We start from the raw sequence: 19,997 nt of genomic DNA, 5'->3' as shown, positions 1-19,997 counted from the left end.
TATTACTCAGGCATAATGCAAGAATTCAGACAGTAAGTCGCGAACCGAGGAGGACCAGGATGAGTGAACCTTACTTGGGTGAAGTCAAGATCGTATCCTGGAATTTCGCGCCGCGAGGCTGGGCTTTTTGCAACGGCCAGTTGTTGCCCATCAATCAGAACCAGCCATTGTTTTCTATCCTTGGCACAATGTATGGCGGCGACGGCCAAACCAACTTTGCGCTTCCGGATATGAGGGGGCGCGCGCCGGTCCATAGCGGCGGGCCGATCGGCGCGGAGGTTGGCGGTCGCGGCGGCGAGGAGTTTCACACCCTCGTGCTCAACGAAATGCCGGCACATAACCATTTCGTCATCGCATCGAACACGGCCGGTAACGTCAACAATCCTTCCGGCGATCTGCTGGCGGCAAACGCCAGCCCGGTCTATCAGCCGCCGGGCAGCCCGGTGTCGATGGCGACGGAGAACATCACGTTGGTCGGCGGCGGTCAGCCGCACGAAAACAGGTCACCCTATCTGGTCTTGAATTTCATCATCGCCCTGCAAGGCGTTTTCCCGTCGCGAAATTAGGAGGACGCTTCGATGAGCCAAGCTTTTATCGGCGAGATTCGCATGTTCGCCGGCAATTTCCCTCCGAACGGCTGGGCATTCTGCCAGGGGCAGACGCTGGCGATCTCCCAGAACGACACGCTCTTTCAGTTGATCGGCACGACCTATGGCGGCGACGGCCAAGAAACGTTCAGCCTGCCCAATCTCGCCGGTCGCATCCCCATCCATGCCGGCAAAGGTCCTGTCATCAGCCAGACCTATACGATCGGGGAGCCGGGCGGCGTTGAATCCGTTACCGTGACGACCCAACAGATGCCTAACCATACCCATATCTGGCAGGGTTCGTCGAACATCGGCACCAACCCTGGTCCGTCTGGCGGTGTCCTGGCGACATCGAGCCTGCTGACGCCGTATGTCGGGATCTCACCCGATGGCATCATGGCCAACGCAGCTATTTCGCCGACCGGCGGGAGTCAGCCTCACGACAACATGATGCCATTCCTGACCATCAGTTTCATCATCGCGCTGTACGGCATCTTTCCCTCCCAAAGCTAGAGATTTGCCATGACCAATCCCTTCGTCGCCGAAATAAGAATCTTTGCCGGCAATTTCGCCCCGACCGGTTGGGCGACCTGCGATGGCCAGATCCTGCCGATCTCGCAGAACACGGCGTTGTTCTCGCTGCTGGGTACGACCTACGGCGGCGACGGCAAGTCGACCTTCGCCCTGCCTGACATGGCGGGCTCCGCCCCGGTGGGACAAGGCCAGGGCAGCGGCGGGTTGTCGGAGCGCTTTCTCGGCGAAACCGGCGGCGAGCCGAACATTAGCCTTCTGACGTCGGAAATGCCGCAGCATAATCACTTTGTCGCCATATCCACCGAGAATGGCGCTCAGGGTACTCTGACCAATGGGGTTGTTCTGGGAAAGTCCGGTGGCGGAACGCTGTACCAGAACGGTATCTCGCAAAACCTGGTCCAGATGAACCCCCAGGCGCTTGGCATGACGGGCAATTCCTTGCCTCACAACAACCTGCCTCCCTACCTCGCGATGACATTCATCATCGCGTTGCAAGGCGTTTTCCCGCCGCGACCGTAAGCGCCGCGAATGATCCGGTTTCCGATCGCGGATGCCGCGCCAGTTCCGTTCGGCTGGACGCGCGCGGCCCAGGCTGGTTTGACGTTCCGCCGGATCGCGGACGCCGATCTGGCGTTCCTGGCGGCGCTCTATGCCTCGACCCGCGAGGAAGAGCTTGCCGTCACGCCGTGGAGCGACGCGCAGAAGGCCGCCTTCCTCGCCATGCAGTTCCAGGCGCAGCACGCGCACTACCAGAAATACTATCCCGATGCCGACTGGCTGGTGATCGAGCAGGCCGGGCGAGACATCGGCCGTCTTTATGTCGAGCGCTGGGCAAGCCAGCACTGCATCATCGACATCGCCCTCCTGCCGGCGCATCGCGGCCAGGGGCTCGGCGGCGCGCTGCTTGGCGACCTCCTCGACGAGGCCGCCGCCGTCGGCAAGTCGGTGTCGATCCATGTCGAGAAGAACAATCCGGCGCGGCGGCTCTACCAGCGGCTTGGCTTCGCCGTCGCCGAGGACAAGGGCGTCTATGACCTGATGGTGCGTCCGCCGTCCTCGTGAGACAGCCAGTCTTACGTCACGCGCCGCGATACCAGGAGACGATGGTGAAACGCTCGTTGCGGGTGACCGGGGTGACTTCGTGCGTCGTTTCCGATCGGAAGGCTATGAGCGAGCCCGGCAATGCCGGCATGGCGACCCGCAGGTGCGGCCCGCTATAGGGACCGTGCAGGACCAGTGAGCCGCCGGCGTAGCCTTCGGACTCATCCGATTGGCGGTTGAGGAAGATCACCGCCGAAATCCTTCTGAAGCGCGACTCGTCGTAAATCAGCGGCGTGTTGCCGTCCTGATGCGGCACGAAGAAGTCGCCTTCCTGATAATGAAGAAACTGGGGTCTCTCGGCACAGTCGAGCGGGAGCCCGAAATGCCGCTCCAGGGTCACCTTCTGTTCGGCCAGGAGCAGATTCACCCGCGCCTCGGTGGCCGGCGAGACCTCGGCGCGCCTGGTCCTGCGCACTTCCGGCCACACCGGCTTCTGGTCTGGACGTCCGAGCAGGCCGGCCGGACGACCGCTGGCCTCGCGGATTTCCGCGCACAGGGCGCCGCACGCCGCCTCGTCAAGCACGCCGGAGATTTGGACATAGTCGATCATGTGTCGAGCCGCCCTCTCCAAACCGCCCTGATCGTCGCCCCGACCGGCCGCTGAAAAATCAGTTGAACACCGCCTCGTAAAGCAATCCCACCGCGTCGGCGGCAATCGGCACGATGAAGATGTCGTGGACGCCGCCGGCGCCGGCAAGGCTGTAGGTCGCCTGCGGCAGCGCGATCTCGGGCGGCCCCCGAAACAACAGGGAAAAACCGCCGCCCGGGCGCGGGCTGGACGCGATGCGGTTGACGGCGCTCAGTTCGAGCGAGACCCGTCCAGATCCGGTCTCGACGATGAACGCCTGTCCGATCGCCTGTTCGAAATCCGCCGCCGCCGCCGCCATTGCGTTCGCCCCAAAACCGTTTGCGGGGCACTGTCGCCGCTTCGCCTCGGGCTGTCCAGAGCTCTTTGTCCGAGTCCGCTGAGACCAAGCCGACGAACACTTCGCCACCTTTGCCCGCCGCGCTTGGAGCCAGCGCGCAAGACATTTCGCGACCGTAAATCCAAAAATACAGCAGTCCATGTCCTTTTATGCGCGCCATCGACACTATAGTACTTGGTTCGGGCGCGGATGTTTACGAGCCCGGCGCGACAAGACGGAAGTTTCGGCAACGATGCCTGACGCGGATTGGCCGGCCTGGCCGGCTTGCGGGAGAAAAAGGACGGACGATGGCTGAGGGTGATGCGAAAACAGGGACGCCGCCGGCAACGGGGGGCGACGCCTTGCCGTTGTTCTATTCGAGGCCCGAGGCGCTCAATCCGGCCCGGCACGGCTCGCTGGGGCTGACCGCGCGCAGCGACTTTTCCTTCGCGCGCCGGGCGCATGCCATTCCGGTGGTGGCGTCGGAAATGCCGGCGGCGATGCGCTCCTATCCAATCGTGTTCATCGGTGCCGCCAAGGCGCCCGTGATCATCGCCGGCGTGCGCCAGGACGAGAACCTGTTCGTTGACCCCGACGGCAAGTGGAGCGCGCCGCACTATATCCCGGCCTATGTCCGCCGCTACCCCTTCATCCTGGCCGAGGACCCGAGTTCGGCCGGCCGGCTGACATTGTGCGTCGACCGGGCGAGCGAGCGCGTCGTCGACCAGCTCGCCGCGCCGTCGCGCGACGACAAGGTGCTGCCTTTCTTCAGCGGCAATGAAGCGACCGAGGCGACCAAGCAGGCGCTCGCCTTCTGCAACCAGTTCCAGATCGACTTCAGGGCGACCCGCGAGATGGTCGACAAGATCGACGCCCACGGCCTGTTCGCACCGCGCCAGAGCAAGGTGACGCTGGAAGGGGGCGAAGTGCTCAACCTCACCGATTTCCAGGTGATCGATGAAGCCGCCTTCAACAAATTGAGCGACGCGGCCTTCCTCGACCTGAGAAAATCAGGCGCGCTCAGCCTGCTCTACTGCCACCTCGCCTCGACCAACAGCTGGACCTCGCTGGTGCATCAGGCCTCGGTGCGCAAGGCGGAGGGGGCGGGAAGCTGAGAAGGCGGCTCGTCGTCAACAGGCGAGCTATGCCGCTGCCCGCCGGTCGTGGGCGCCCTCCCTGATCTCCTCGGTGAGCTTGTCGCAGAACGCGTCGAGATCGCCGGGGTTGCGACTGGTGACGAGCCCCTGATCGGTGACGACGGCACTGTCTTCCCAAAGACCGCCGGCATTGATCACATCGGTCTTGACCGACTTGTAAGACGTGACGCGGCGCCCCTTGGCGATCCCGGTCTCCACGAGAAGCCAGGGCGCGTGGCAGATCGCACCGACGACCTTCTTGGCGGACCAGAATGATTTGACGAAGTCCAATGCCTTCTGCTCGACCCGCAGCAGGTCGGGGTTGATGACGCCGCCAGGCAGAACGATGGCATCGTAGTCGTCCACCCGCGCTTCATCCAGGGTCTTATCGACGGGAACGCTCCGTCCCCAATCCTTGTGATCCCAGCCTCTGATCTCGCCGCTTGCGAGCGACACGACATCCACTTGCGCACCCGCCTCGCGCAGTTTTTTCAACGGAACTTCCAATTCGGACTGTTCAAAGCCGTTGGTGGCGAGAACGGCGATGCGCTTGCCAGAAATGTTCTGCATCATTTTCTCCATCTTTGGATTGATGGAGGCTAACGAGGCCCGGCGGGAAGCGTTCCTGCTGTAATTTTATGTGACTTCCGGGAATCCTGGGGCCTCGGCCGTGGCGACGAGACCAGCGTCCGCCCCAAACGGAAAAAGCCGCGGCGGACCGCGGCTTTTCGATGCTTGATTTCCCTGGAGGAAACTGGAGCGGGTGAAGCGATTCGAACGCTCGACCCCAACCTTGGCAAGGTTGTGCTCTACCCCTGAGCTACACCCGCTCACACGGCGTCTTGGCCGCAAGCCGGGCCTATATGGCTGAAGAGCGCGGCGATTGCAACAGGGAAATAGCAGGCTTTTTGCAACCCGGCGCAATGAAGCCGGCAAGCCTGTGCGGACAAGGCGCCGGCCGGATTTTGCGCCTTCCGCCAGGCAATGGCGCGGGCGGCCACCGCATTGCGGCGCGCGTGTCGGCGCGGCGTGCGCGGGAATCGCCGGCTTTCGCGGCTCAGCGCTTCGGACTTGCGCAAAAACGATTCCGATTCTCCGGGCAATGCGATAAACGGCATGGCCTCACACCGAGCCGAGAAGAAAACCAATGCCGAAGACCGAAGCCGAGCTTTTCGCCTTTCTCGCCGAACTGGGCATCGCCGTTTCGACGATACGCCATCCGCCGCTCTACACGGTCGCCGATTCGCAGGCGTTGCGCGGCGAAATCGCCGGCGGGCACACGAAAAACCTGTTCCTGAAGGACAAGAAAGACAATTTCTTCCTGGTCACCGTCGGCGAGGACGCGGTTGTCGATCTCAAGCAGATCCACCAGCTGATCGGCGCCGCCAGCCGGGTCTCCTTCGGCAAGCCGGAGATGCTGCTGGAGCTTCTGGGCGTCACGCCGGGCGCGGTCACCGTCTTCGGCGTCATCAACGACACGGCGAAAAGGGTCAAGCTGGTGCTCGACAAGGATCTGATGGAGCATTCGGTCATCAACGTGCATCCGCTGACCAATGAGGCGACGACGTCGATCGCGGCGGCCGACCTCATCAGATTCGTCGAGGCAACCGGACACGATGCTGCTATCTTGAAAGTCTCGGCTTGATCGCCACATGGATGGCGAAGCCGATTTCCAACACGACATTGCGCGGAGCCGCGGGCCGGCGGGCGCGACCGAAAGGGTGACGAGATGAGCGACAACAATCCGTTTGGCGGATCATTCGGGAACAATGGCGGCCAGTATGCCACCACGGTCCAATATGGCGGAACGGCGCCGGCCCCGGCGAAGGCCGCGCTTGGCGAAGCGCCCGCAGGCCCCGTCGGCGAGGTCATCAAAGACACGACGACCGCCGCCTTCGCCGCCGACGTCATCCAGGAATCGCGCCGCCAACCGGTGCTGGTCGATTTCTGGGCGCCGTGGTGCGGGCCGTGCAAGCAACTCACCCCGCAGCTGGAAAAGGCGGTCAAGGCCGCCGGCGGCAAGGTCAAGCTGGTCAAGATGAATATCGACGACCATCCCTCGATCGCCGGCCAGCTCGGCATCCAGTCCATACCGGCCGTCATCGCCTTCAAGGACGGCCAGCCGGTCGACGGCTTCATGGGCGCCATTCCGGAGAGCCAGATCAACGAATTCATCACCAAGGTCGGTGGCAAGGGCAATGGCGCCCAGGCCGTGGCCGAGGCGCTGGCGGCGGCGACCGAAGCCCGCGACGCCGGCGACATGCAGGGCGCCGCCGACATTTATGACGCCGTCCTGGCGCAGGCGCCGGAAACGGTCGAGGCGATTGCCGGGCTGGGCGAGCTGCTGTTCGAGGCCGGTGACACGGGAGGCGCCGAGGCGCTGTTGGCCACGGCCCCGGAAGCCAAGAAGGACGCGCCTGTTCTCGCCGCGCTGCGCGCTAAGATGGCGCTTGCCGCGCAGGCCGCCGAACTCGGCAACCCGACCGAATTCGAACGGCGCCTGGCCGAAAATCCTGGCGATCACCAGGCGCGCTTCGATCTGGCCATGATCCAGAACGCCAGGGGCGAGCGCACGGCCGCCGCCGACAATCTGCTGTCGATCATCAAGGCCGACCGCGCCTGGAACGAGGATGGCGCCAAGACGCAATTGCTGCAGTTCTTCGAGGCCTGGGGCATGACCGACGAGGCGACGCTCGCCGCGCGGCGGAAACTGTCGTCGCTGCTGTTTTCCTGAGCCGGCTGCCGGTTGTTTTGTCGCATGGGCTTGTGTCGCCAAGCCTGTGCGCCAGATAGGACAGGGCGACGCGGGATTGACGCTTCCCGGCGGAAGCGATCGGAGGAATGAGGTGCAAGCGGGAAACGCGCATTACCGGCTCGCCAAGGATCTGCCGTCGGCGATCCCGATCTTTCCGCTCGAGGGCGCGCTGCTGCTGCCGGGTGGCCGCATGCCGCTCAACATCTTCGAGCCGCGCTACCTGCAGATGCTGGACCAGGCGGTCGCCGGCTCGCGCCTGATCGGCATCATCCAGCCCGCTCTCGATGGGGCCTTGCGCGAGGATGGCGAACCTGAACTTTGCAATGTCGGCTGTATCGGCCGCATCATCGCCTTTTCCGAAACCGGCGACGGGCGCTACCTGATTTCGCTGCAGGGCGTGTGCCGTTTCCGCATCGCCCATGAGCTGCCGGCCAAGACGCCGTTTCGCCAGTGCAAACCGGCGCCATTCCTGACCGATCTCGACGAGGATCAGGCGGCCGAGGAAATCGACCGGCCGGCGCTGCTCAGGGCATTCCGCGCCTATCTGCAGGCCAATGATCTGGAAGCCGACTGGGAAAGCGTCAGCCGGGCCGAAAACGCCATGCTGGTCAACGCGCTGTCGATGATGGCGCCCTACGGGCCGGCCGAGAAGCAGGCGCTGCTCGAAGCAGCGGACCTGAAAACGCGGGCCGAGACGCTGATCGCCATCACCGAGATGACGCTGGCGCGCGAGAATGAGGATTTTGGCTCGAGCCTGCAGTAGGATGAACGCAGGCCTGGAGCTGGAAAGGGGCGTGCGATGGCGGATGGGCGTGACGGCAAGAAAACCAGTGTCGACCCGAAGCTCCTGGAATTGCTGGCCTGCCCGCTGACCAAGGGGCCGCTGGCCTGGAATCCCGAGCGCGGCGAGCTTGTCTCGCGGGTCGCCAAGCTCGCCTATCCCGTGCGCGACGGCATCCCGATCATGCTGCCCTCGGAGGCGCGGACCATCTCGGCCGAGGATGTGCTGTCGCCGCCGAAGCCGGGCGGGCAGGGCTGAGGGGGGCGCTGTCCCGCCAGCGTTTGATGGGAAGGGCCAGTCCCTCGCCTACTGAAAATTGCGCCCCTTCGGCATGACCTTTTCCGCTTCTTCCGACAACATGGCGAGATCCTGTCCGACTTTCCGCAGTGCGGGCTGGCTGGAACGATCCGGATCGTTCGCCTTGGCGGCAGGGTCCGACGGATCGGCGGCCGGCGGTGCGCCCGCACTGACCTTTTCCAGCAGCACGGTCAGCCATGGCGTCAGATCCTCGATCTTCTCGGCGACGATATGCACCACACCGGATTCCGACTGCAGTTTGCCGCTGACCTTGACGAAGCGCGCGCCCATGACGATGGGCCGGAAGCGGGTGAAGGTCCGCTCCCAGAAGATGACATTGGCGACGGCCTTGTCGTCTTCAAGCGTGAGGAAGATCGCATTGCCCTTGCCGGGGCGCTGGCGCACCAGCACCAGACCGGCAACGGAGACCCGTCTGCCGTCGCGCACGGAGGGCAGGCTGGCATTGGGGATGACGCCGGCGCGATCGAGCCGCTCGCGCAGGAAGGCCACCGGATGCGCCTTCAGCGACAGGCCGAGCGAGCGGTAGTCGTGGATGACATGCTCGCCGAGCGGCATTTTCGGCAGCTTCGTTTCGGGCTCCAGCTCGCGCAGGCGCAGCGCCGGCTGGTCGAACAAAGGCAGCTTCTCGGCGGCACTCCTGGCGCCCAGCGCGCGGACCTCCCAGAGTGCCGCGCGGCGATCGAGGCCGATGGACCGGAAGGCGTCGGCCTGCGCCAGCTTCTCGATCTCGTCGACATCGAGGCCGGAGCGCAGCCAGACGTCCCGGACGGTTTCGAAGCCTGAACCGCGCCGCGCGACGAAAGCCGCCATGCGCTCCTTCGACAGGCCCTTGATCTGGCGGAAGCCGAGCCGCAGCGCATGGCTTGTCTCGATGACGCCGCGCATCTCGGCATGGCGCGGCAGGATGCGGCCAGGATCGAAAGGCGCTTTTTCGAGCGTGCAGTCCCAAACGGAGAAATTGACGTCGACCGCGCGGATGTCGACGCCATGGTCGCGCGCATCGCGCACCAGCTGCGCCGGCTGATAAAACCCCATCGGCTGCGAGTTCAGGATCGCGGCGCAGAAGACGTCGGGATAGAAGGTCTTGAACCAGCAGGAGGCATAGACCAGCAGCGCGAAGGACGCGGCATGGCTTTCGGGAAAGCCATATTCGCCGAACCCCTCGATCTGCTTGAAGCAGCGCTCGGCGAAGTCCTTCGTGTACCCATTTCCGACCATGCCTTTGATCATACGCTCTCGATAATTGCCGATCGTGCCGGTGCGCTTGAAGGTGGCCATGGCACGTCGCAATTCGTCAGCCTCGCCCGGTTTGAACCCTCCGGCAACGATGGCGATATTCATCGCCTGCTCCTGGAACAACGGCACGCCAAGCGTCTTGCCGAGGATCTTTTCCAGCTCCGGCTTGGGATATTCTGGTTTCTCCTTGCCTTGCCGACGGCGCAGGTAGGGGTGGACCATGTCGCCCTGAATGGGACCTGGCCGGACGATCGCCACCTCGATGACAAGGTCATAAAACTCTTCTGGCCTGAGGCGCGGAAGCATCGACATCTGGGCGCGCGATTCGATCTGGAAGACGCCAAGCGTATCGGCCCTGCAGATCATCTTGTAGACCTGCTTGTCCTCTTCCGGCAGGGTGGCCAGCACATAAGGCCGTCCATACGGGTCACGCGCCTTCGGATAATGGTCCGTGAGCAAGGTGAAGGCGCGTTGCAGGCAGGTCAGCATGCCGAGCGCCAGAATATCTACTTTCAGGATTTTCACCGAGTCGAGATCGTCCTTGTCCCATTCCACCATCTTGCGCTCATCCATCGCCGTCTTGACGATGGGCACGATCTCGTCGAGCCGGTCCCTGGTGATGACGAAACCCCCGACATGCTGGGACAGGTGACGGGGAAAACCCATGATCTCGTTGGCGCGCTCCATCACATGCCGCGACACCGGATCGCTGCGATCGAGGCCGCCGGCCCGGGCTTCCTTCTCGCCGAGTTCCGAGGTCGACCAGCCCCAGATCGAGCCGGAGAGCGACGCCCTGACATCTTCCGACAGGCCCATCGCCTTCGACACCTCGCGCAGCGCCGAGCGGCCGCGATAGCTGATGACGGCGGCGGCGAGCGCGGTGCGCTTGCCGCTGTATTTCTCGTAGATGTACTGCATCACCTCCTCACGTCGCTCATGCTCGAAGTCGACGTCGATGTCAGGCGGTTCGTTTCTCTCCTCGGAGATGAAGCGCTCGAAAAGCGAGTTAATTTTTTCCGGCCCGATTTCAGTGATGCCGATGCAGAAGCAGACCACCGAATTGGCGGCCGACCCACGGCCTTGGCAGAGAATATTCTTGCTGCGAGCAAACTTGACGATGTCATAGACGGTCAGGAAGTAGCGGGCATAGTTGAGGCGCTCGATCAGGGCGAGTTCCTCCTCGATGCGGCTAATCACGGAGGCGGGCACACCCCCCGGATAGCGGTTGAGCGCTCCCTCCCGAGCCAATCTTTCCAATTCGGCCTGCGGCCCGAGGCCCGATTCCGTCGGCTCGTCCGGATAATTGTATTGGAGGTCGCTGAGCGAGAAGCTCAGTTCTTCAGCAAAACGCAGCGTTTCCGCCAGCGCCCGCGGATGCCTGCGGAACAGGCGCGCCATTTCCAGCGGCGGCTTCAGATGGCGTTCGGCATTGGCGGTCAGCTCCAGCCCCACCTCAGCGACCGGAACATTGAGGCGGATCGCGGTCAGCACATCCTGCAAGGGGCGGCGTTCGGCGGTGTGGTAGAGCACATCGTTGGTCGCCATCAGCGGGATACCGGTGCTTTCGGCCAACGCCGCCGCCTGCTCGATCCGGAAACGGTCATGGCCGGCATAACAGGGCGAGACGGCAACCCGCAGGGCGCTGCCGAAGCGGTCCTTGAGCTGGCGTAGCAGGGCAAGACTGTCCTGCGCGCCCTGCGCCAGATCGGGCAGGACCGCCAGCGCCATCCGGTCCCCCCATTCGAGCAGGTCGTCGCGCCGGAGCAAGGTGGCGCCCTTCTCGGTCTCGTCGCGCAGATTGGCCTGGGTGAGCATGCGGCACAGATGCCCCCAGCCGGCGCGGTCCCTGGGATAGGCAAGAATGTCCGGCGTGCCGTCGCCAAAAACCAGCCGGCAGCCGGGGTGGTAGGCAAGCTTTTCGACCTTGGCCTGCTGCCAGGCGCGCACCACGCCGGCCACGCTGTTGCGGTCGGCGAGCCCGATCGCGGAAAAGCCCAGGAGCTTGGCGGCGACCACCAGCTCCTCCGGCTTGGAGGCGCCGCGCAGGAAGGAGAAATTCGACTGGATGCCGAACTCGGCATAGGGGAAGACGGTCAGCGCGTTCATGCGAAGACCCCGTGCATGAACCAGCGTGGCGGTACTTGCGGGTTGCCGTAAAGGCCTTGCCGGTAGAGCCAGTAGCGGCGGCCATCGCCATCCTCGATGCGGAAATAGTCGCGTGTCGATGCCGCCGGATCGCCTGGCGCCTCGCGCCACCATTCGGCGGCGATGCGTTCGGGCCCTTCGGCGCGGGTAACGCGGTACAGCGCGCGGCGCCAACGAAAATGCAGCGGCGGTCCCTCCGGCATTTCGGTGACCGGCACCTCGATGGGCTCGGGCGCGCGGAACAGCCGGATCGGCCGTTCCGGCGGAAAAATGGTCATCGGCGCCTGCATCCTGTCCGGCTTCTTCGGCGGCGTGGTCCGGCGCGGCGCCTCGGCGAAGGGGACGATGGCGACGGCGCGTTCGGGCAGATGGCTTTCCACGGCGACCGGCTGCAGGACCGCGCCCTCGCCGAGGCGGGCGCGGATGCGGTCGGCGAACAGAGCGATGTCGGCGCCGTCATCGGCCGCTTCACCGGTCAGATCGGTCTGCTGCGTATCGAAAGCGGCAACGGCCAGCACCGAGAGGCGCACCAGGTCGAAGCCATAGCCGGCATCGATTTGCTGCTCCAGTGCCGCCAGCCGCTCATGGAACAATTTCTTGATCAGCAAGGGTTCGCGCATGGGCCGCGAGGTGCCGAGCGCGATGCGGCTGACGGCGCCGTCGACGCGAAAGAGCAACAGCGCCAGGCTCCTTGCGCCTTCGCCGCGGCGTTCGAGATCGGTTTTCAAGGTCGTCGCCAGCATGCCGACCAGTCGTTCGATCTCCTCCGTCAGCGTGACGGGCTCGGCGAGGTGCCGTTCGACCGAAAGCGGCGCGACGGGAAGACGTGGGGAGATCGCCTCGTCGAGACGGCCAAGCGCCTGGTCGAGGCGCTGGAGCAGCAAAGCGCCGAAGCGGCGGACGAGCGGCGCGCGCGGTGCGGCCATGACGGCGCCCGCCGTGCGCAGCCCGACACTTTCCAGGCTGGTACGGATTTCCTGTGCTATGCGAAGGGCGGCCAGCGGCAAGGGGGCAAGCAAGGCTTCCTCCTCGCCCGATGCGACGATGCGGTCGCCACAAAAGCGGGCCGCCGCCCAGGCGGCTCCGGGGGTGCCGGCAAGTCCGGCGCGGACATCGAAACCCTGCTGGAGGAAGCGCGACAGGATCTCGTCCAGCATGGCGCGTTCGCCGCCGAACAGATGAGTGCAGCCGGTGACGTCGAGGAACAGGCCGTCAATGCCATCCAGCGCCACCAGCGGCGTGTAGCGGTCACACCAGTCGGCAAGGCCCTCGAGCAGGCGCCGGTCGGCCTCCGGATCGGCCTCGACGATGTCGATCGAGGGATGCATGGCGCGCGCATCGGCAATGCCCATGTCGCGCTTCAGGTGTAGCGCCTCAGCTCGCTCGTCGAGGGCCGAGATGCGTTGCGCGTTGCCCTGGCGGTGGCTGATTACCAGCGGTGGGTGAGATGGGTGATCCGACGGCCGGGAACGCCAGGATTTCCCCAGCCGCGGCCGCAGGATCCTTTCGGCCGCCAGATAGGGAAACCACAGGGACAGGATTCTCTGCCCTTCTTTCCTTGTCCCTTCTTTCTTCGAATCCGCGTTCATCGGGGTTCCACTCCAGTGTGAATTGTCCGGGCAGGGCCGTGCGGCTCTTGCCGATGCTGATGGTGAAGGCGGGGCGGCCGATCGAACCGGCGAGCGGTCCGGCGACCGTTTCGCGCGGCACGGCCGGCGCCGACGCGGCGATCAGACGGACAGGCGCCGCCGTCGGTTCCGGCCCGGCCGCCTGCCGCATCAGGACCACCGGTCGGCCGGCGCCCTGCGCCCGCGCATGCAGGCGGCGTGTCGCGGTCAGGTCCAGCCGCTGCGGATTGCCGCGGATTTCCAGGATGACGGCGGCAAGCGCGGTCATGCGGGCCGCCTCCTCGGCGACCCACAGCGCATCGATAAGCCTTGGCGCCTCGGAAAACAGCAATTGCCCGGGCTCGATGCCGAAGGTGGCATGCAGCCCCCTGGCGTAGGGAAAGCCGGCCTCGTGGAAAATTTCCGATGTCCCGATCCACAGGATGGGCAACCCTTGCGCCTGGTTGAGCATCAGGCTGACGAGCGACAAAGCGAAGCCGGCCACGGCTCCCGCATCGCGGGTTTCCAGCCCATGGATTTCGGTCAGCGCGGCTTTCGGCAGGCCGCCGCCGAGCGCGGCATCGAGCCGCTCGACGCCGATGGGCAGGAAAGCATCCGGCAAGGCGGCGGCAAGACCGCGCCGGACGATCGTCAGATCGCCGCCGGGGCCAGCGCCGGCGTCGGCATCAAGGGTCGCCGGCGCCGACGCCTGCAGGCGCTCGGGCAGCGTTCCCTCGATTTTCGCGATCTGGCGGCGCAGGGCAAAAACAGTCTCCCGCGCCACGGCTGATATCGCCATGACGGTCAGCTTCCACTCACAATTGTTCCTGTTATGTTCACATAGATTCCAGAGGCGCCTGGAAGAGTCAAGCAGAGTCATAAGGAATTTATTCCTGCCGCTGCGCAACGCCGACGTATAGGGGATATTTGCCTCGACCGGTGCGAACGCCTATATGCCGGGATCAAAGGACAAAGCATGGCCCGCATCTACAAGACCCGCACATGGCATGGCGAACTCGCGCCCTCGATGGAAGAGTTGGAGTTCCTGGCCCTGGAGGCCTACGCCCATCTGCCGGAGGATTTTCGCCAGCTGACCGGCGAGATCGTCATCCAGATCGCCGAATTCCCGACCGACGAGATCATGGACGATCTGTCGCTGGAAACGCCGTTCGACCTGCTCGGCCTGTTCGAGGGGCGCGGCATCGCCGAACGCTGGAACCCGCAGACCGGCGAAGGCCCGAACCGCATCACGCTCTACCGCCGTGCCATGCTCGACTACTGGGCCGAAAACGAGGAGACGCTGGGCGACATCGTCACCCACGTGCTGATCCACGAGATCGGCCACCATTTCGGCCTGTCGGACGATGACATGGAGAAGATCGAAGAGGCTGCGGAGTAGCCTCGGGTTTTCGTCATCTCAGGGGCCTACGCCGCTCCCTGCTTCCCCTTGGAATGACGAAAGAAGGAGGCGCCTAACCCGGCGCCGCCAATGCCTTCTCGATCCGAGGCAGCAGCAGCGTCCGCGCCGACTCCGCCGTCAGCGGCCCGACATGCTTGTAGGCTATCTTGCCATCCTTGCCGATGAGGAAGGTCTCCGGCACGCCATAGACGCCCCAGTCGATCGCCGTGCGGCCGGCTTCGTCAACGCCGATCGCCTGGAACGGATTGCCGAGATCGCCGAGGAACCGGCGGGCATTTTCCGGCCGGTCCTTGTAATTCAGCGCCGCCATCGTGAACCGCTTGTCCTGCGCCAGCCCCAGAAGCACCGGGTGCTCTTCCCGGCATGGCGCGCACCACGACGCAAAGACATTGACCAGCGTGACCTTGCCGGCGAAGGCGTTCGAGTCGAGTCCGGGCAGGTTCGACCCCTCCAGCGCCGGCAGGCTCGTCCGTGGCGCCGGCAGGCCGATGAGCGCCGAGGGCACTTCCGAGACATCGCGTCCCGACAAGAGCTGCGACAGGAACAGTCCGGCCAGGCCGAGGAAGACCAGCAGCGGCAAAAACACGAACAGGCGGCGACGCGTCGGCGTCGGCGTTTCGATTTCGCTGCTCACGGCTTTCCCGCCTTGGTCTTGTCGGAACGGCGGCGCACGCCGGCCGCCTCGAGCTCGGCGAGTTCGCGCTTGCGTGCCCGCTGGTCGATGAGAATCCAGCCGATCAGTCCGGCCAGCACGATTGCCGTGATGGCATAGGCGGCGGTGACGTAGAGTGCGTGCGGGCTCATGCCGGCCGCCTTCCTGGCCTGCCGCCCGCCAACCCGGTCCGTTCGCTGCGCTTGCTCATGCCTTCCCTTAACCTCGCGCCACGGGCCGCGCAATCGGCCGCCGCGCCGCAGCCTCCGCCGCTCGTGGCCGCCTCAATCCGTCCCATGGCGCAGCGCCAGCGCCGCCGCGGTCGGCCCCAGCACGCCAAGAAACATGGTCAGCGCGGCAAGAATGAGGAAAGGCTGCAGGAACGGATCGGGATTGGCCGTCGCGCCATAGCTCGCCGAGACGCCGAAGATCAGCACCGGGATGGTCAGCGGCAGCACCAGCACCGAGATCAGGAGACCGCCACGCGGCAGCGCCACCGCCACCGCCGCGCCCACGGCGCCGATGAAGGTGATGGCCGGCGTGCCCACCAGAAGCGTCAGCGCCGTGGCGCCGATGGCGAGCGGCTCCATATTCATGAACAGGCCGAGCAGGGGAGCGGCGATCACCAGCGGCAGGACGCTGCCCGCCCAATGCGCGACGCATTTCACCAGCACCGTCAGCGCCAGCATGTGGCGGTCGTGGCCGAGCACCAAGAGGTCGAGCGAGCCATCCTCGCGGTCGGCCTGGAACAGCCGGTCGAGCCCGAGCAGGCAGGCAAGCAGCGCGCCGATCCACAGGATCGCCGGACCGATGCGGGCAAGCAGCTTGAGGTCCGGGCCGACGCCGAACGGAATGGTGGCGATGACGGCGAGGAAGAAGATGACCCCGGTCAGCGCGCCGCCGCCGGCGCGGATATTGAGGCGGATGTCGCGGGCGAAGAGGCTTAGCATGATTTGAGATGCCTGCGCCCAGGCCCCCCCCTCTGGCCTGCCGGCCATCTCCCCCGCAAGGGGGGAGATTGGATGTCATCTCGGCTTTCGCCAATCACAACAGGTGAAAGATTGGCGTAACGTTGAAGCTGCCAATCTCCCCCCTTGAGGGGGAGATGCCCGGCAGGGCAGAGGGGGGCGCCTCGCACTGTCATCAACCCGTTTCCCCCATTCTCAACTCTGTCCCCTCCAATCCCAGCGGCAGGTGCGTCGCCGCCACGATCATTCCGCCTTCCGCGCAATACCCGCGCATCAACCCCGCGAACCGCCCCTCCGAAGCCTTGTCCAGACCTGCCGTCGGCTCATCCAGCAGCCACAGCGGCCTATGGCTGACCAGGAGCTTGGCGATCGCCGCGCGGCGCCTTTGCCCGGTCGAGAGATAGCCGAACGGCAGATGGCCGATGCCGCCCAGTCCGACCGTTTCCAGCGCCTCCTCGACATCGAGCCGGCCTTCGCCTTGAAACGCCCGCCAGAAGCGCAAATTCTCCGCCACGCTCAGCGCCGTCTTCATTGCGTTCTGGTGGCCGAGATAGTGGCAGGCAGAGGCGATCGAGGGAAATTCGTCGCCGCCGCCCTCGAGCAGCAGCCGGCCTTGCATCTTCGGCAACAGGCCGGCGACCACCCTGAGCAAGGTCGATTTGCCCGAACCGTTCGGCCCGGTCACGACCAGCGCCTGCCCGGCCTCCAACGCAAACCCGATGCCGGAAAACACCGGCTCGCCGCCGCGCTCGCCGCCCAGATTTTCGGCGATCAGCCGCATCCCTTGCCTGTCCCTCGAACGAAGCGGCACGGTCGCTGCCGCATCGCACAAATTTGCTTTGCAACTGTCTAGAACTATTCCAGAAAATTCTCTATATGCGGGTCATCCGTGCCAGCGGTCGGCACGGGAACAGAATTAGCGCCGAACCAGCGCACGCGCCGCCTTGAACGGCTCGGGTTGCTTGGGAGCGGACAGCGGAAATGGCCGTACCCGCACCTTTGCGCGTGATTGCATGCCATCGGCGTCCGTTCCCTTTCAGGCTGAACAGACAAGGATCGCACGTGTCAAAATCCCTCGACAATTTCAATTGCCGCCGCACGCTGAAAGCGGGCGACGCCGAGTATGTCTATTTCGACCTCGTCGAGGCCGAGAAGAACGGCCTCACCGGCATTGCCCAGCTGCCCTATTCGATGAAGGTGCTGCTGGAAAACCTGCTGCGCAACGAGGATGGCCGCTCCGTCACCAAGGAGAGCATCCAGGCGGTGGCCGGCTGGCTGACCGACAAGGGCACCGCCGGCGTCGAGATCGCCTATCGCCCGGCCCGCGTCCTGATGCAGGATTTCACCGGCGTTCCGGCCGTGGTCGACCTTGCCGCCATGCGCGACGCCATGGCCTCGCTCGGCGGCGACCCGCAGAAGATCAACCCGCTGGTGCCGGTCGACCTCGTCATCGACCATTCCGTCATCGTCGACGAGTTCGGCACGCCGATGGCGTTCGCCCGCAATGTCGAACTCGAATATGAGCGCAACGAAGAGCGCTACAAGTTCCTGAAATGGGGCCAGCAGGCGTTCCGCAACTTCCGCGTCGTGCCGCCCGGCACAGGCATCTGCCACCAGGTCAACCTCGAATATCTCGGCCAGGTGGTGTGGACCAACACCGAGGACGGCGAAACGACGGCCTATCCCGACACCTGCGTCGGCACCGATTCGCACACCACCATGATCAACGGCCTTGGCGTGCTCGGCTGGGGCGTCGGCGGCATCGAGGCCGAGGCGGCCATGCTCGGCCAGCCGGTCTCCATGCTGCTGCCCGAAGTCATCGGCTTCCGCCTCACCGGCAAGCTCAAGGAGGGCGTCACCGCCACCGACCTCGTGCTCACCGTCACCCAGATGCTGCGCAAGAAGGGCGTCGTCGGCAAATTCGTCGAGTTCTTCGGCCCTGGCCTCTCCAACATGACGCTGGCCGACCGCGCCACCATCGGCAACATGGCGCCCGAATACGGCGCCACCTGCGGCTTCTTCCCGGTCGATTCGGAAACCATTCGCTACCTCACAATGTCGGGCCGCGAGGAAAGCCGTATCGCCCTGGTCGAAGCCTATGCCAAGGCGCAAGGCATGTGGCGCGAGGCGGGCTCCACCGACCCGGTCTTCACCGACCTGCTCGAACTGGAACTCGACAGCGTCGTACCGTCGATGGCCGGCCCCAAGCGTCCGGAAGGCCGTGTCGCGCTCGAAGGCATTCCGGCCGGCTTCGCCAAGGCGATGGACACCGAGTACAAGAAGGCTGCGGAAATCTCCAAGCGCTACGCCGTCGAAGGCACCGACCATGATCTCGGCCATGGCGACGTCGTCATCGCCGCCATCACGTCCTGCACCAACACCTCGAATCCATCGGTGCTGATCGGCGCCGGGCTGCTTGCCCGCAACGCCAACCGCCTCGGTTTGAAGCAGAAGCCGTGGGTGAAAACCTCGCTGGCCCCCGGCAGCCAGGTGGTGGCCGAATATCTGGAGAAGTCGGGCCTGCAGAAGGAACTCGACCAGATCGGCTTCAACCTGGTCGGCTTCGGCTGCACCACCTGTATCGGCAATTCCGGCCCGCTGCCGGCGCCGATCTCCAAGACCATCAACGACAAGGGTTTGATCGCCGCCGCGGTGCTCTCCGGCAACCGCAACTTCGAAGGCCGCGTCTCGCCCGACGTTCAGGCGAACTACCTGGCCTCGCCGCCGCTGGTCGTCGCCCATGCCTTGGCCGGCACGGTGACCAAGGACCTGACCACGGAGCCGCTCGGCGACGACAAGAACGGCAACCCGGTCTATCTCAAGGATATCTGGCCAAGCTCGGCCGAGATCCAGGAGTTCATCGAGAAGAACGTCACCCGCGAGCTGTTCGCCCGCAAATATGCCGACGTCTTCAAGGGCGACGAGTACTGGCAGAACGTCAAGGCGCCGGAAGGCCAGACCTATGCCTGGGACAACAATTCGACCTATGTGCAGAACCCGCCCTACTTCGCCGGCATGACCACGGGTTTCGGCAAGATCGGCGACATCAAGGGCGCCCGCGTGCTGGGCCTGTTCGGCGACAAGATCACCACTGACCACATCTCGCCGGCCGGTTCGATCAAGGCGGCGTCGCCGGCCGGCAAATACCTCACCGACCATGGCGTCGGCGTTGCCGACTTCAACCAGTACGGCACGCGGCGTGGCAACCATGAGGTGATGATGCGCGGCACCTTCGCCAACATCCGCATCCGCAACCACATGCTGGGCGAGAATGGCCGCGAAGGCGGCTACACCATCCACTATCCCACGAAGGAAGAGGAATCGATCTACGACGCGGCGATGGAATACAAGAAGGAAGGCGTGCCGCTGGTCATCTTCGCCGGCGTCGAATACGGCAACGGCTCGTCGCGCGACTGGGCGGCCAAGGGCACCAACCTCTTGGGTGTCCGCGCCGTCATCGCCCAGTCCTTCGAGCGCATCCACCGCTCGAACCTGGTCGGCATGGGCGTCATCCCCTTCGTCTTCGAGGAAGGCACCTCATGGGCTTCGCTCAACCTCAAGGGCGACGAGCTGGTCGAGATCGACGGCCTGGACGCGATCAAGCCGCGCCAGACGATGACCGCCAAGATCACCTATGGCGACGGCACGGTGAAGAACGTGCCGATCATCTGCCGCATCGATACGCTGGATGAGCTCGACTACTTCAAGAACGGCGGCATCTTGCAATACGTGCTGCGCGATCTGGCTGCGTAGAAAGTAGGTAGGGAGTAAGGGAATAGGGGAGTAGGGGAGTAGGAATAGGGCGGGAACGGGTAAACTTTCCCCTACTCCCCTACTCCCCTACTCCCCTAC

At 64.7% G+C, this 19,997-nt stretch carries 22 protein-coding genes and 1 tRNA gene; 11 read left to right on the top strand and 12 right to left on the bottom strand.

Going from position 1 to position 19,997, the window contains the following annotated elements; translation table 11 throughout:
• The first annotated feature begins 59 nt into the window (after positions 1-59).
• The 4 genes from LB569_RS28915 to LB569_RS28900 are packed head-to-tail and all read left to right on the top strand — an operon-like array spanning position 60 to position 2,183.
• Positions 60-566, top strand: a complete 507-nt coding sequence (locus tag LB569_RS28915) for a phage tail protein (RefSeq protein WP_224695000.1) — start codon at positions 60-62, stop codon at positions 564-566.
• A gap of 12 nt (positions 567-578) precedes the next feature.
• Positions 579-1,100, top strand: a complete 522-nt coding sequence (locus LB569_RS28910) for a phage tail protein (RefSeq protein ID WP_224694999.1) — start codon at positions 579-581, stop codon at positions 1,098-1,100.
• 9 nt (positions 1,101-1,109) lie between these two features.
• Entirely contained in the window at positions 1,110-1,640 is a 531-nt protein-coding gene (locus LB569_RS28905; protein ID WP_224694998.1) for a phage tail protein, read from the top strand.
• Between the two features lie 9 nt (positions 1,641-1,649).
• Complete coding sequence (locus LB569_RS28900) at positions 1,650-2,183, top strand: GNAT family N-acetyltransferase (RefSeq protein WP_224694997.1); 534 nt, start codon at positions 1,650-1,652, stop codon at positions 2,181-2,183.
• A 16-nt stretch (positions 2,184-2,199) separates the two neighbouring features.
• On the opposite strand, the gene LB569_RS28895 is transcribed toward LB569_RS28900, so the two are convergent.
• The gene (locus LB569_RS28895; protein ID WP_224694996.1) at positions 2,200-2,772 is read right to left on the bottom strand and encodes a 2OG-Fe(II) oxygenase; all 573 of its coding nucleotides are present in this window, start codon (positions 2,770-2,772) and stop codon (positions 2,200-2,202) included.
• A 58-nt stretch (positions 2,773-2,830) separates the two neighbouring features.
• Positions 2,831-3,109 (bottom strand): DUF6916 family protein, encoded by a 279-nt coding sequence (locus LB569_RS28890; RefSeq protein WP_224694995.1) that lies wholly within the window; start codon positions 3,107-3,109, stop codon positions 2,831-2,833.
• Between the two features lie 326 nt (positions 3,110-3,435).
• On the opposite strand from LB569_RS28890, the gene LB569_RS28885 reads away from it, so the two are divergent.
• Positions 3,436-4,242 (top strand): SapC family protein, encoded by an 807-nt coding sequence (locus LB569_RS28885; protein WP_224694994.1) that lies wholly within the window; start codon positions 3,436-3,438, stop codon positions 4,240-4,242.
• Positions 4,243-4,269: 27 nt separating this feature from the next.
• On the opposite strand, the gene LB569_RS28880 is transcribed toward LB569_RS28885, so the two are convergent.
• The 3 genes from LB569_RS28880 to LB569_RS28870 all read right to left on the bottom strand — a co-directional run bounded on the left by LB569_RS28880 (position 4,270) and on the right by LB569_RS28870 (position 5,381).
• Positions 4,270-4,833 (bottom strand): type 1 glutamine amidotransferase domain-containing protein, encoded by a 564-nt coding sequence (locus LB569_RS28880; RefSeq protein ID WP_224695024.1) that lies wholly within the window; start codon positions 4,831-4,833, stop codon positions 4,270-4,272.
• Positions 4,834-5,018: 185 nt separating this feature from the next.
• A tRNA-Gly gene (locus LB569_RS28875) sits at positions 5,019-5,093 on the bottom strand.
• On the bottom strand, positions 5,094-5,381 hold the full coding sequence (locus LB569_RS28870; RefSeq protein ID WP_224694993.1) for a hypothetical protein: 288 nt from the start codon (positions 5,379-5,381) through the stop codon (positions 5,094-5,096).
• A gap of 29 nt (positions 5,382-5,410) precedes the next feature.
• On the opposite strand from LB569_RS28870, the gene LB569_RS28865 reads away from it, so the two are divergent.
• The 4 genes from LB569_RS28865 (at position 5,411) to LB569_RS28850 (ending at position 8,057) form a co-directional block, all read left to right on the top strand.
• A complete protein-coding gene (locus LB569_RS28865; RefSeq protein ID WP_224694992.1) occupies positions 5,411-5,908 on the top strand; it encodes a prolyl-tRNA synthetase associated domain-containing protein in 498 nt (165 codons plus the stop codon).
• Between the two features lie 84 nt (positions 5,909-5,992).
• Entirely contained in the window at positions 5,993-6,997 is a 1,005-nt protein-coding gene (gene trxA / locus LB569_RS28860; RefSeq protein ID WP_224694991.1) for a thioredoxin, read from the top strand.
• A 112-nt stretch (positions 6,998-7,109) separates the two neighbouring features.
• Complete coding sequence (locus LB569_RS28855; protein WP_140703722.1) at positions 7,110-7,781, top strand: LON peptidase substrate-binding domain-containing protein; 672 nt, start codon at positions 7,110-7,112, stop codon at positions 7,779-7,781.
• A 36-nt stretch (positions 7,782-7,817) separates the two neighbouring features.
• Complete coding sequence (locus tag LB569_RS28850) at positions 7,818-8,057, top strand: Trm112 family protein (protein WP_224694990.1); 240 nt, start codon at positions 7,818-7,820, stop codon at positions 8,055-8,057.
• A 48-nt stretch (positions 8,058-8,105) separates the two neighbouring features.
• Here the strand turns inward: LB569_RS28850 and LB569_RS28845 are convergent, their stop codons facing one another.
• The 3 genes from LB569_RS28845 to LB569_RS28835 are packed head-to-tail and all read right to left on the bottom strand — an operon-like array spanning position 8,106 to position 13,904.
• Positions 8,106-11,459 carry an error-prone DNA polymerase gene (locus LB569_RS28845; protein ID WP_224694989.1) on the bottom strand — a complete coding sequence of 1,118 codons (3,354 nt, stop codon included), beginning with the start codon at positions 11,457-11,459 and terminating at the stop codon, positions 8,106-8,108.
• On the bottom strand, positions 11,456-12,898 hold the full coding sequence (locus LB569_RS28840; RefSeq protein ID WP_318013146.1) for a DUF6504 family protein: 1,443 nt from the start codon (positions 12,896-12,898) through the stop codon (positions 11,456-11,458). Before LB569_RS28840 ends, LB569_RS28845 begins: the two co-directional genes overlap by 4 nt.
• The gene (locus LB569_RS28835) at positions 12,873-13,904 is read right to left on the bottom strand and encodes an ImuA family protein (RefSeq protein WP_224694988.1); all 1,032 of its coding nucleotides are present in this window, start codon (positions 13,902-13,904) and stop codon (positions 12,873-12,875) included. The genes LB569_RS28840 and LB569_RS28835 overlap by 26 nt, the downstream gene beginning before the upstream one ends.
• Positions 13,905-14,081: 177 nt before the next feature.
• Here LB569_RS28835 and LB569_RS28830 point away from each other — a divergent pair, with 177 nt between their 5' ends.
• Positions 14,082-14,504, top strand: coding sequence for a metallopeptidase family protein (locus LB569_RS28830; RefSeq protein WP_140703729.1), 423 nt, complete (start codon positions 14,082-14,084; stop codon positions 14,502-14,504).
• A gap of 73 nt (positions 14,505-14,577) precedes the next feature.
• Here the strand turns inward: LB569_RS28830 and LB569_RS28825 are convergent, their stop codons facing one another.
• The 4 genes from LB569_RS28825 to ccmA form a co-directional block, all read right to left on the bottom strand.
• Positions 14,578-15,159, bottom strand: a complete 582-nt coding sequence (locus tag LB569_RS28825; RefSeq protein WP_224694987.1) for a DsbE family thiol:disulfide interchange protein — start codon at positions 15,157-15,159, stop codon at positions 14,578-14,580.
• A complete protein-coding gene (gene ccmD / locus LB569_RS28820) occupies positions 15,156-15,329 on the bottom strand; it encodes a heme exporter protein CcmD (RefSeq protein ID WP_140703732.1) in 174 nt (57 codons plus the stop codon). The genes LB569_RS28825 and ccmD overlap by 4 nt, the downstream gene beginning before the upstream one ends.
• A gap of 132 nt (positions 15,330-15,461) precedes the next feature.
• Complete coding sequence (gene ccmB, locus LB569_RS28815; protein ID WP_224536977.1) at positions 15,462-16,127, bottom strand: heme exporter protein CcmB; 666 nt, start codon at positions 16,125-16,127, stop codon at positions 15,462-15,464.
• A 193-nt stretch (positions 16,128-16,320) separates the two neighbouring features.
• Entirely contained in the window at positions 16,321-16,926 is a 606-nt protein-coding gene (ccmA, locus tag LB569_RS28810; RefSeq protein WP_224536979.1) for a heme ABC exporter ATP-binding protein CcmA, read from the bottom strand.
• Positions 16,927-17,207: 281 nt separating this feature from the next.
• Between ccmA and acnA the strand changes: the two genes are divergently transcribed.
• The gene (gene acnA, locus LB569_RS28805; protein WP_224694986.1) at positions 17,208-19,898 is read left to right on the top strand and encodes an aconitate hydratase AcnA; all 2,691 of its coding nucleotides are present in this window, start codon (positions 17,208-17,210) and stop codon (positions 19,896-19,898) included.
• Positions 19,899-19,997 lie beyond the last annotated feature (99 nt).

The sequence above is a fragment of the Mesorhizobium sp. BH1-1-4 genome (assembly GCF_020165665.1).
In the GTDB taxonomy this organism is placed as follows: Bacteria; Pseudomonadota; Alphaproteobacteria; order Rhizobiales; family Rhizobiaceae; genus Mesorhizobium.
This window is presented reverse-complemented; position numbering and strand designations above follow the sequence as displayed.

Coding starts and splice junctions, on each gene's coding strand:
- LB569_RS28885 (WP_224694994.1), top strand. CDS start 3,436: ATGGCTGAGGGTGATGCGAAAACAGGGACGCCGCCGGCAACGGGGGGC.
- LB569_RS28850 (WP_224694990.1), top strand. CDS start 7,818: ATGGCGGATGGGCGTGACGGCAAGAAAACCAGTGTCGACCCGAAGCTC.
- LB569_RS28895 (WP_224694996.1), bottom strand. CDS start 2,772: ATGATCGACTATGTCCAAATCTCCGGCGTGCTTGACGAGGCGGCGTGC.
- LB569_RS28880 (WP_224695024.1), bottom strand. CDS start 4,833: ATGCAGAACATTTCTGGCAAGCGCATCGCCGTTCTCGCCACCAACGGC.
- LB569_RS28835 (WP_224694988.1), bottom strand. CDS start 13,904: ATGGCGATATCAGCCGTGGCGCGGGAGACTGTTTTTGCCCTGCGCCGC.
- LB569_RS28830 (WP_140703729.1), top strand. CDS start 14,082: ATGGCCCGCATCTACAAGACCCGCACATGGCATGGCGAACTCGCGCCC.
- ccmA (WP_224536979.1), bottom strand. CDS start 16,926: ATGCGGCTGATCGCCGAAAATCTGGGCGGCGAGCGCGGCGGCGAGCCG.
- trxA (WP_224694991.1), top strand. CDS start 5,993: ATGAGCGACAACAATCCGTTTGGCGGATCATTCGGGAACAATGGCGGC.
- ccmD (WP_140703732.1), bottom strand. CDS start 15,329: ATGAGCCCGCACGCACTCTACGTCACCGCCGCCTATGCCATCACGGCA.
- LB569_RS28905 (WP_224694998.1), top strand. CDS start 1,110: ATGACCAATCCCTTCGTCGCCGAAATAAGAATCTTTGCCGGCAATTTC.
- LB569_RS28915 (WP_224695000.1), top strand. CDS start 60: ATGAGTGAACCTTACTTGGGTGAAGTCAAGATCGTATCCTGGAATTTC.
- LB569_RS28900 (WP_224694997.1), top strand. CDS start 1,650: ATGATCCGGTTTCCGATCGCGGATGCCGCGCCAGTTCCGTTCGGCTGG.
- LB569_RS28910 (WP_224694999.1), top strand. CDS start 579: ATGAGCCAAGCTTTTATCGGCGAGATTCGCATGTTCGCCGGCAATTTC.
- LB569_RS28870 (WP_224694993.1), bottom strand. CDS start 5,381: ATGCCGTTTATCGCATTGCCCGGAGAATCGGAATCGTTTTTGCGCAAG.
- LB569_RS28845 (WP_224694989.1), bottom strand. CDS start 11,459: ATGAACGCGCTGACCGTCTTCCCCTATGCCGAGTTCGGCATCCAGTCG.
- LB569_RS28890 (WP_224694995.1), bottom strand. CDS start 3,109: ATGGCGGCGGCGGCGGCGGATTTCGAACAGGCGATCGGACAGGCGTTC.
- ccmB (WP_224536977.1), bottom strand. CDS start 16,127: ATGCTAAGCCTCTTCGCCCGCGACATCCGCCTCAATATCCGCGCCGGC.
- LB569_RS28865 (WP_224694992.1), top strand. CDS start 5,411: ATGCCGAAGACCGAAGCCGAGCTTTTCGCCTTTCTCGCCGAACTGGGC.